This window comes from Kitasatospora sp. NPDC048545 (genome assembly GCF_040651155.1).
Taxonomy (GTDB): domain Bacteria; phylum Actinomycetota; class Actinomycetes; order Streptomycetales; family Streptomycetaceae; genus Kitasatospora.
The window spans coordinates 36,172-45,995 of sequence record NZ_JBEZIQ010000031.1 but is presented as its reverse complement, the minus strand read 5'-3'; the positions used below and the strand labels follow the sequence as shown (position 1 = coordinate 45,995).

The following is a 9,824-nucleotide window of genomic DNA, read 5'->3' as shown; positions in this document are numbered from 1 at the left end:
ACGTACTCACATGCGGCAGGAATCGGTCATCGACGGCATCGGCCACACCCCGGCGGTGCGGCTGAGGGTCGACGCCCCCGAAGGCGTCGAGGTCTTCGCCAAACTGGAGATGCAGAACCTCTTCGCGATGAAGGACCGGGTGGCCCGGCAGGTGATCCTCGACGCCCGGCGCACCGGCGCGCTGGCCGAGGGCGCGCCGATCGTGGAGAGCTCCTCGGGCACGATGGCGCTCGGGGTCGCCCTGGTCGGCACCTACCTCGGCCACCCGGTGCACATCGTCACCGACCCGCGGATCGATCCCGTCACCCTGGCCAAGCTGCGCACCCTGGGCTGTGAGGTCCACGTGGTGGCGGCGATGACCGGGCAGGGGTGGCAGAGCGCCCGGCTGGAGCGGCTGGCCGAGCTGATGGCCGGTCTGCCCGGCGCGTTCTGGCCGCAGCAGTACAGCAACCCGCAGAACCCCGCCGCGTACCGGAGCCTGGCCGCCGAGCTGGTCGCCGACCTGGGGTCGGTGGACGTCGTGGTCGGGGCGGTGGGCAGCGGCGGCTCGCTCTGCGGGACGTCGAGGGCGCTGCTGGAACGCCTGCCGGACGTCTCGGTGGTGGGCGTGGACTGCGTGGGCAGCGTGCTCTTCGGCCAGCCGGACCGGCCGACCCGCAGGCAGAGCGGGCTCGGCAACAGCCTCATCCCGGAGAACATCGACTACCGCCTCTTCGACGAGGTGCACTGGCTGTCCGACGACGAGGCCTTCGACGCCACCCGCCGGCTCGCCCGGGAGCAGAAGATCTTCGGCGGGAACACCTCCGGCTCGGTCTACCGGATCCTCACCCACCTCGCGGCCCGGGCCGAGCCCGGCACCCGGCTGGTCGGCATCATGCCGGACCGCGGCGACCGCTACGTGGACACCGTCTACGCCGACGCCGAGGCGGGCGCGGCCGAAGCCGGCACCCTCGCCGCCGCCCCGGAGGAGGTCGAGTACGGCGCCACCGTCTCCAGCTGGTCGTTCGCCCGGATACCCCGCCGGGACCGGAAGCTGCTGCTGTTCGTCGAGTCCAACACCACCGGCACCGGAATGATCGCGCTGCGGACCGCCGTGCGCCTCGCCCTGGAGCCGGTGCTGTTCACCAAGGACGCGGCGCGCTACCCGGAACTGCCCGGCACCGGCTGCCGCGTCGTGGTGTGCGACACCGACGACGAGGCCGCGCTGACCGCGGCCGTCGCCGAGGTGAGCGCCGGCCGCCGGGTGGCGGGCGTCACGACGACCAGCGAGTTCTACCTGGAGCACGTCGCGCGGGCGGCCGCGGCGCTGGGCACGCCCGGCAACCCGGTGGAGGCGATGACCCGTTGCCGCAACAAGGCGCTGACCCGGACCGCGCTGCACGAGGCCGGGGTGACCCAGCCCCGGTTCGCGGTCGTCACGGACCCGGACCGGGACGCGGTCGCGGCCGCCGTCGCCGCGGTGGGCCTGCCCTGCGTGGTCAAGCCGGTCGGGGAGTCCGGTTCGCAGTCCGTGCTGTGGTGCGAGGACGCCGGGACGGCCACCGCGCACGCCCTCGACCTGCTCGCCGTCACCCACAACGTGCGCGGCCAGCGGACCCCGGGCGCGGTGCTGGTCGAGCAGTACGTGGACGGGCCCGAGTTCAGTGCGGAGATGTTCGGCGTGGACGGCGAGGCCCGGTGCGTCGGCGTCACCCAGCGCACCGTCAGCCCGCTGCCGCACTTCGTCGAGACCGGTCACCTCTTCCCCGCCGACATCGACGACGCGCTGGCCGAACGGATCGCCGACACGGCCCGGCAGGCGCTGAAGGCCGTCGGCTTCGAGCGCGGCCCGGCGCACGTCGAGCTCCGGCTGACCGCCGACGGCCCGGCCGTCATCGAGATCAACGGACGGCTGGCCGGCGGCATGATCCCGGAACTGATCCGCCCGGCCACCGGGATCGACCTGCTGGAGCAGCAGATCCGCGCCGCCGCCGGCCTGCCGCTCGACCTCTCGGCCGCGCACGACCGCCGGGCCGGCCTGCGGTTCCTGACCGCGCCGCGGCCGGGCCGGCTGACCGGCGTGACCGGGGTCGGGCAGGCCGAGCGGGTGCCCGGCGTGGAGCGGGTCCTGGTGAGCGGGACGCCGGGCCGCGAGGTCCGGCCGCCGCGGAGCGCCTACGACCGGCTGGGCCACGTCATCGCCGTGGGCGCGTGGCCGCAGGAGGTCGGGCGGGCGCTGGCCGAGGCGACCGGACTGATCGAGGTCGGCGTCGAGGGGGAGTGACGCTGGAGTGACGGACCGTCATTCTTGTCCCCGTGTGACGGACCATCACGTCGACCCCGGACGGCGACGGATCGTCACGCTTCGTCCGGGGCCGGCAGGTCGACCGGGTGCCCGTGGAGCTCGGCCGCGATCCGGCCGAGCATCCCGTCCCTCTCCTCCCGGAGGAAGAAGTGGTCCCCGGGGTGGACCCGGAGGGCGAAGGACGCCGTCGTGTGGTCGGCCCAGCCCGCGGTCAGCTCCGCCGGGACGACCCGGTCGTCCCGGCCCGCGAACGCCGTGATGGGGCAGGAGACCCGGCTCCCGGCCGACGCGTGCCACTGTTCGAGCAGGGTCAGGTCGGCCCGGATCACCGGCAGCATGAACTCCATCAGCTCGGTGTTGGCGAGGATCTCCGGAGGCGTGCCGCCCATCGCGGTCAGCTCGGCCGTCAGCTCGGCGTCCGGCAGGTCGTGCAGCGGCTTCGGCTCGACGGCCGAAGCCGGGAACGACCCGGACACGAAGAGCCGGACCGGCGGCGTGGCCCCGGGCCGGCGCTCCAGCTCCTCGGTCACCGCGTACGCGATCTTCGCGCCCATGCTGTGCCCGAGGATCGCGAAGGGCCCGCTCTCCCGCCGCAGGACCTCCTCGCACAGCGCGTCGACCATGGCGGCCATGCCGGTCAGCAGGGGATCGCGCAAGCGGGTCCCGTGGCCCGGCAGTTCGACCGGGACGACCTCGACGTCGAGGTCCCGGGCCGGCTCCGTCCACGAGCGGAAGAAGTGCGACGACCCGCCGGCGAAGGGCAGGCAGTAGACGCGGGGCAGTCCGGTCGTCCCCGTGGTCCACGGCAGCCAGCGGGCAGCGCTGTCCTGGTTCTGTCGCAACATCAGATGACACCGTTCTGGTGGGCGAACACGGCGGCCTGCAGGCGGTCCCTGAGTCCGAGTTTCCTGAGCAGCTGGGAGATGTGGAACTTGACCGTCGACTGCACGATGCAGAGCCGCTTGGAGATCTCGGCGTTGGACATCCCGTTCGCCAGGAGTGCCAGGATCTCGCGCTCGCGGAAGGTGAGCAGGTTGAGGCTCAGCGCCGGGAGCAGCGCGGGCTGTTTGTCGCGGACCCAGCCCAGCAGCAGGGCCGCGATGTCGGGGGACAGGAAGGAATGGCCGGTGGCCGTGGCTCTTATCGCCTGGGGGAAGTCCTCGACCAGGGTGTTCCGGGTGACGATCCCGGTGGCGCCCGCCAGGATGGACTCCAGCACGGCGTCGTCCTCGGCCGGGGCCATCAGCAGCGTACGGGGGGCCTCCCGGCTCGGCCCCGGGAGTTCGCGGACGAGGTCGATGCCCGTCATGTCCGCGAGTTCGAAGTCGGCCACGACGACGGCGGGGTTCAGCTCCCGGGCCAGCGCGCGGGCGGTGCTCCCGTCCGCGGTCTCACCGACCACTCGGATGTCCGGCTCGGCCACGAGGGCCGAGGACAGTCCGCTGCGCATCAGCGACTGGCCCGCACATATCAGAATCGGTATTTCCATCGGTTTGTGACATCCCCCTTCTCCGGAGTGGCCCGCCCAGCACGCCCGGTTCCCGCCGGTCAGGCGTCGCCAGGGGCGCGCCTGCGGCCGGCCGGACATGTCCGACCCCCGTCGGGGAGTGCTGCTCGGATTCGGACTTGATCAGCCCCTGCCGGGCCCGGCGGGCCCGACGGTGTCGAACCCGAGGGCGATGGCGAGCAACTGGGTACGGCTGCTGGCCCCGCTCTTGCCCCGCATGTTGCGGATGTGGGTCTCGACGGTGTGGTGGCTCAGGTGCAGCAGGCGGGCGGTGGCCCGGGAGGTGCGGCCCTGCGCGAGGTGGTCGAGGATCTCCCTCTCCCGTGTGGTGAACAAAGGGTCAGCCTCCCCAGGAGGTGTCGTCACAGAGGGCGTTGGTCGGGCAGGTGAGGACGGAGGACGCGGTGGGGCCGTCGTGGGCCGCCGCCGCGGTGGCGGAGACGGTCGGGGCCAGCCAGAGGGCTGCGGCGCCGAGCAGCGCCACGGTGGTGGTGATGAACCGCTTCATGGGGATCTCCCGTGGGTCTATGTGGTATCCGCCCCCTTGGTCGAAGGGGCCATGGCTTCACTCTGGCGGGCATCGAAGATCGCCGACATGCTTGGAACCGTTCATCAACTTGCCTGACAGCAAAGGGGTGTGGGGGTAAATATGGAAAAAAGCGATCAAAATGTGACAGAGCGTCGGACCGGGGCAGGTCAGGGGCATGAATCCGACCTGTCCGTCTACGCATGGTTTGCGGAGAACCGCTACCCCGGCGCCCACGATCCGGCGGTCGTCGCACAGGCGACGGGACTGCCCCCCGCCGGGGTGACGGCGGCGATCGAGCGGCTGCTCGACACCGGACTGCTGGCGCCCGCCGGTGCCAGGCAGGAGACCCTGCGGGTGGTCTCCCCCGACTCGGCCTACTTCCGCCGCGCCGCCCCCGTCGAGGCGGAGATCCGCCGGCGACAGGACGACATCGCCCGGATGCGCAGCCGGTTCGACGACTTCTCCCCCCTCTTCCCGGACAGCCGGGAGTCCGGCGAGGGCATCGAGGTGATCCCCACCCTGGCGGAAGTCCGGCTCCTGCTCAACCGGTTGGGCGAACAGTGCACCACCGAGGTGGTCTCCTGCCAGCCCGGCGGGGGCGCCCGGCTCCCCGAGGCGATGTCCGAGGCCCTGGTGCGCGACCGGGCGATGCTGGAGCGCGGCGTGCGCATCCGCACCATCTACCACCACACCGCCCGCTTCAACGGCCCCAGCCAGGCCTACGTCGCCGCCGCCTCCGCCCTGGGCGCCGAGTACCGCACCACCCACGAACTGGCCGGGCGGATCATCATCATGGACCGCGAGACCGCCTTCCTCTCCGCCGCGGGCCCGGAGCTGGGAGCCGTGGTCATCCGCGAACCGTCGACCGTCGCCTACCTCTACGAGATGTTCGAACTCACCTGGGGTCAGGCCACCCCCTTCCAGGAGTCCACCGGACGCGAGATGGAGGCCGTCGCCCGGGAACTCCACCGCACGATCCTGCGCCTGCTCGCCGACGGGCTCAAGGACGAGGCGATCGCCCGCCGCCTGGGAATGTCGCTGCGCACCGCGCGCCGTCACATCGCCGAGATCCTGGAGCGGCTCGGCGCCGACAGCCGCTTCCAGGCGGGCGTCGCCGCCAGCCGGGCGGGCCTCCTGGATACCTGAAAACCGTGATGCCGTCCGAGCCGCAGATGCACCATGCTGACACTCCGACACCACTGTGGCGGATGGCACCACCGAAGGAGACAACACGTGGACTGGGAACGCCTGAGCGAGCGCCCCGGGCTGGATCCCTACCTCCAGGAGCTGGCGCTCTTCCTGGACACCCACTTCGCCCGCACCTTCGGGCTGCTCTGGCCCGAGAACGACCCCGCCGTCCCCCGCAGCGCCGGCGGACCGCCCGACGCGGCGCTGGCCGGGTACGTCGCCGCGGGCCTGACGGCCCTGCTGGGCTGGCAGGTCGAGGACGCCGTCGGCGCCCTCCCGCCCGGCGGCCACGTCCTGGTGATCCAGTCCGCCGGATCGAGCCGCTGGACGCTCCGGTCGCCGGGCGACCCCGCCGCCGAGGTCTCCACCCTCAGCGGCGAGGCCCTGTACCTCCCGCCCGGCTACCGCTGCAGCGCCCTCCACAGCGAGGACGCGCGGCACGTCGTCCTCACCGTCACCGATCCGCAGGAAGCGCCGTCGGCGCCGACCGCCGCACTGGCGGCCGACGGCGTGCAGGACTGAACCCGCCGGACTCCGGACGGATCCGGGCCCGGTCGTTCCGCCGAGCCTCGCCCTCCGTCCCGGTGGCGACGGCCGATCCGGCCGCCGGGGTCACGACCTGGCCTCGTCCCCGCGATCGCGCGCGCCGTTCCGGCCCCCTGGTCCCGCACGGTTCCTCGGGCGTGGCCGACGGCCACCTCGCCGTCACCGTCCGGCGCGGCATGACCGAGATCACCACAGGCACCCGCCGCCGGCCGCACCGCCGTCACCGCCGAGGTCGCCCGCCTCCCGGAGGCGCTCCGGGCCGCCCGGCCCGGCCGCCCCGACGTGGGGGCACGGCCGGGTGCCCGGTACTACCCTGAAAGCCGAGGCGACGTCCGGCCACGGACGATGCCACTGCCTCGGGACTCCGCTCAGCCGTCGGACGACGGGAGACCCGCATGAACGACCGCGTCGAAAGCTGATCCGGGCCGATGTACGGAGCGGACGGCCGTGACGCCGCGGGCGCGGACCCGGGCGGGCCCGGGCCGGATCGGCCGGTCCTGGGCGGGCTGCGCTCGCGGCTGCGGGTGCACAGCCTCGCCGGGCAGGTGTTCCTGTGCCTGCTGGTCGTCGTGGTGCTGCTGGTCGGTGCGGCGCTGACGACGCTCGTCCTGCAGGCCCGGAGCTACGCCACCAGCGTGGCGGCGGGCCGCACCCGTGCCGCGGCCGTCGCCCTGGCGCAGGACCCCGGCGTGGTCAGCGCGATGGACAGCCCCGATCCGACCGCGGTGCTGCAGCCGCTGGCCGACAAGGTCGTGAAGGCGGGCGGTTTCGACTACGTCGTCTTCGCCAGCCCGGAGGGGATCCGCTACACGGCCGAGAAGCCCGAACTGATCGGGAAACACGTCATCGGCCCGTTCGAGCGCGCCCTCACCGGGCCGACCACCGACAGCTTCCCGACGCCCCTCGGGCGGGTCGTGGAGTCCGGCGCGCCGGTCGTCCGACCGGACGGTTCGGTCTCCGGAGCGGTCGGGGTCGGCATCACCGTGGCGCACGTGGGCAGCGCGGTGAGCCGGCAGCTGCCGGTCCTGTTCGGTGGCGCGGCGGCCGCGCTGCTCGTGGGCCTGGGCGGGGCCGCGCTGGTGCGCCGGCGGCTGCGGCGCCAGACGCACGGCCTGGGGGCGGCCGAGATGACGCGGATGTACGAGCACCACGACGCGGTGCTGCACGCGGTCCGCGAGGGCGTGCTGATCGTCGGCGGGGACGGGCGGGTGCTGCTGGTGAACGACGAGGCCCGCCGCCTGCTGGAACTGCCGCCCCGGGTGGAGGGGCAGCCGGTCGCCGAGCTCGGGCTCGATCCCGGGCTGGCCGGGCTGCTGGCCTCCGAGCGCACCGCGACCGACGAGGTGCACCGGGCCGGGGACCGGCTGCTCGCCGTCAACAACCGCCCCACCGCACCGTTCGGTGGCGGGGCCGGCAGTGTCGCGACCATCCGGGACACCACGGAGCTGCGGGCGCTGGCCGGGCAGGCCGAGGCGGCCCGGGCCCGGCTCCAGCTGCTGTACGACGCGGGGCTGCGGATCGGTACCACCCTGGACGCGGCGCGGACCGCGCAGGAGCTGGTCGACGTGACGGTTCCCCGCTTCGCCGACCACGCCACGGTCGAGCTGGCCGACCCCGTGCTGCGCGGCGAGGAGCTGGTCCCGGGCCCCGGCGTCGAGCAGGGCCTGCGGATCCACCGCACGGCCACCAGCGGCAGCGGCGACGACTGGCCGTTCCTGCCCGTGGGCACGGAGATCAGCCCGCTCCCCGGCACTCCGCAGGAGAGCGCGCTGAGGGCCGGCCACCCGGTGCTCACCAACGATCTGCGCCGTGAACGGGCCTGGCGGGCACGCGCCCCGGAGGCCGCCGACCGCGTGCTTGCGCACGGGGTGCACGCGCTGATCACCGCGCCGCTGCGGGCGCGCGGCCTGACCCTGGGCACGGTCCACTTCTGGCGGGCGGGCGAATCCGCGCCGTTCGACGACGAGGACCTCTCCTTCGTCGAGGAACTGGTGGCCCGCACGGCGATCAGCGTGGACAACGCCCGCCGCTACACCCGTGAGTACCGGATGGCCGAGACGCTCCAGCGCAGCCTGCTGCCCCGGGGACTGCCCGAGCAGAGCGCCCTGGAGGTGGCCTACCGCTACCTGCCCGCGCTGCGCGGGGTCGGCGGGGACTGGTTCGACGTCATCCCGCTGCCCGGTTTCCGGGTCGCCCTCGTCGTCGGCGACGTCGTCGGCCACGGCCTGCACGCCGCCGCCACCATGGGCCGGCTGCGAACCGCCGTGCTCAACTTCTCCGCCCTCGACCTGCCCCCCGACGAGCTGATCGCCCGCCTCGACGAGTTGATCACCCGACTCGACCAGGACGGCGCGGCCGGCGCGGCGGACGACGGCAGGAGCGCGCCCGTCACCGGGGCCACCTGCCTGTACGCGATCTACGACCCGGTCTCCGGGCACTGCAGCATGGCCCGGGCGGGGCACCCGCCGCCCGCACTGGTCCGCCCCGACGGCGGCGTGGACTTCGCCGACCTGCCGGCCGGCCCGCCGCTCGGCGTGGGCGGACTACCCTTCGAAACCGCCGAGCTACGGCTGGAACCCGGCACCGAACTGGTCCTCTACACCGACGGGCTGGTCGAGAACCGCGAGCGCGACCTGGGCACCGGACTCGCCGAACTGCGCCGTTCGCTGGCGGACGTCCGGGACCACCGGTCCCCGGAGGACACCTGCCGGGCCGTGTTCGACGCCTTGGTCCCACCGCGGCGCAGCGACGACATCGCGCTCCTCGTCGCGCGCACCCGGCTGCTCGACCCCGGGCAGGTGGCCGACTGGGACGTGCCGTTCGACTTCGCCGCCGTGTCACGCGTCCGCAGGGAGTGCACCGACCGGCTGACGGCCTGGGGCCTGGAGGAGCTGACCTTCACGGCCGAGCTGATCCTCAGCGAGCTGATCACCAATGCCATCCGCTACGGCGCCGAGCCGATCCGGGTGCGCCTGCTGAAGGACAGCTCCCTGGTCTGCGAGGTCTCCGACGGCAGCAGCACCGCCCCGCACCTGCGCTACGCCGCCACCACGGACGAGGGCGGCCGGGGCCTGTTCCTGGTGGCGCAGCTGGCCGAGCGGTGGGGCACCAGGTACACGGCCCGGGGCAAGGTCATCTGGTCCGAGCAGCCACTGACCGCCCCCGAGTACCGGTTCGAGGCGCTGCTGGCGTGAACGGGTGGCCGCACGGGACCGGTGTCAGTGGTCCACGGGGAGGCCGCCCTGCTGCTTGATCGGCTTCATGATGATCTGGGAGTTGACGGCGGTGGCGCCGGGCAGGGTGGTCAGCCGTTCGATCCACAGCTTCTCGTAGGCGGGCAGGTCGGCGACGGCGACCCGGAGCAGGCACCCGGGGCTGCCCATCAGCCGGTACGCCTCGATCACGTCGGGGATGGCCAGCAGCTCCTCCTCGAAGGCCTCGACCGATCGGGTGTCCCGCTCGATCGAGACGAGCACCTCGAAGCTCCGGCCGACCGCCTGCGGGTTGACGACCGCGCGGTAGCCCTCGATCACGCCGTCCTGCTCCAGCTGCCGCACGCGTCGCATGCACGGCGACGCCGTGAGGCCCACCCGTTGGGCGAGCTCCTGGTTGCTCAGCCGTCCGTCCTTCTGGAGCTCGCGCAAGATTGCCCTGTCGATCTGGTCCATGGCGCGATTGTCCACCACGAAAGTCGTCGGACGGGCGGAGATCGGCAAACCGATTGCGGTGATTTCGCCGTAATCTTGCGGATGGCGCGAGCCCTCGCTTCC

9 protein-coding genes are annotated in these 9,824 nt (G+C 73.3%); 4 read left to right on the top strand and 5 right to left on the bottom strand.

Annotated features, from left to right (window positions below):
• Nucleotides 1-10 precede the first annotated feature (10 nt).
• The gene (locus tag AB0D10_RS26995) at nt 11-2,263 is read left to right on the top strand and encodes a pyridoxal-phosphate dependent enzyme (RefSeq protein WP_360261144.1); all 2,253 of its coding nucleotides are present in this window, start codon (nt 11-13) and stop codon (nt 2,261-2,263) included.
• 74 nt (nt 2,264-2,337) lie between these two features.
• Here the strand turns inward: AB0D10_RS26995 and AB0D10_RS26990 are convergent, their stop codons facing one another.
• The 4 genes from AB0D10_RS26990 to AB0D10_RS26975 form a co-directional block, all read right to left on the bottom strand.
• A complete protein-coding gene (locus tag AB0D10_RS26990; protein WP_360261142.1) occupies nt 2,338-3,129 on the bottom strand; it encodes an alpha/beta fold hydrolase in 792 nt (263 codons plus the stop codon).
• The gene (locus AB0D10_RS26985) at nt 3,129-3,773 is read right to left on the bottom strand and encodes a response regulator transcription factor (RefSeq protein ID WP_360261140.1); all 645 of its coding nucleotides are present in this window, start codon (nt 3,771-3,773) and stop codon (nt 3,129-3,131) included. The genes AB0D10_RS26990 and AB0D10_RS26985 overlap by 1 nt, the downstream gene beginning before the upstream one ends.
• Before the next feature lie 141 nt (nt 3,774-3,914).
• Nucleotides 3,915-4,127 (bottom strand): helix-turn-helix transcriptional regulator, encoded by a 213-nt coding sequence (locus AB0D10_RS26980; RefSeq protein ID WP_360261137.1) that lies wholly within the window; start codon nt 4,125-4,127, stop codon nt 3,915-3,917.
• A 4-nt stretch (nt 4,128-4,131) separates the two neighbouring features.
• Nucleotides 4,132-4,299 (bottom strand): hypothetical protein, encoded by a 168-nt coding sequence (locus AB0D10_RS26975; RefSeq protein ID WP_360261133.1) that lies wholly within the window; start codon nt 4,297-4,299, stop codon nt 4,132-4,134.
• Nucleotides 4,300-4,461: 162 nt separating this feature from the next.
• Between AB0D10_RS26975 and AB0D10_RS26970 the strand changes: the two genes are divergently transcribed.
• From AB0D10_RS26970 to AB0D10_RS26960, 3 genes are all read left to right on the top strand, one after another.
• Nucleotides 4,462-5,466, top strand: a complete 1,005-nt coding sequence (locus tag AB0D10_RS26970) for a LuxR C-terminal-related transcriptional regulator (protein WP_360261130.1) — start codon at nt 4,462-4,464, stop codon at nt 5,464-5,466.
• Nucleotides 5,467-5,553: 87 nt separating this feature from the next.
• On the top strand, nt 5,554-6,030 hold the full coding sequence (locus AB0D10_RS26965) for a hypothetical protein (protein ID WP_360261128.1): 477 nt from the start codon (nt 5,554-5,556) through the stop codon (nt 6,028-6,030).
• A 452-nt stretch (nt 6,031-6,482) separates the two neighbouring features.
• Nucleotides 6,483-9,248, top strand: a complete 2,766-nt coding sequence (locus AB0D10_RS26960; protein ID WP_360261125.1) for a SpoIIE family protein phosphatase — start codon at nt 6,483-6,485, stop codon at nt 9,246-9,248.
• 24 nt (nt 9,249-9,272) lie between these two features.
• Here the strand turns inward: AB0D10_RS26960 and AB0D10_RS26955 are convergent, their stop codons facing one another.
• Nucleotides 9,273-9,722 (bottom strand): Lrp/AsnC family transcriptional regulator, encoded by a 450-nt coding sequence (locus AB0D10_RS26955; protein WP_360261122.1) that lies wholly within the window; start codon nt 9,720-9,722, stop codon nt 9,273-9,275.
• Nucleotides 9,723-9,824: the final 102 nt, after the last annotated feature.

Bases quoted from the DNA above. Each gene is read 5' to 3' on its own strand.
- AB0D10_RS26955 (WP_360261122.1), bottom strand. From the start codon at position 9,722: ATGGACCAGATCGACAGGGCAATCTTGCGCGAGCTCCAGAAGGACGGA.
- AB0D10_RS26960 (WP_360261125.1), top strand. From the start codon at position 6,483: ATGTACGGAGCGGACGGCCGTGACGCCGCGGGCGCGGACCCGGGCGGG.
- AB0D10_RS26975 (WP_360261133.1), bottom strand. From the start codon at position 4,299: ATGAAGCGGTTCATCACCACCACCGTGGCGCTGCTCGGCGCCGCAGCC.
- AB0D10_RS26990 (WP_360261142.1), bottom strand. From the start codon at position 3,129: ATGTTGCGACAGAACCAGGACAGCGCTGCCCGCTGGCTGCCGTGGACC.
- AB0D10_RS26985 (WP_360261140.1), bottom strand. From the start codon at position 3,773: ATGGAAATACCGATTCTGATATGTGCGGGCCAGTCGCTGATGCGCAGC.
- AB0D10_RS26995 (WP_360261144.1), top strand. From the start codon at position 11: ATGCGGCAGGAATCGGTCATCGACGGCATCGGCCACACCCCGGCGGTG.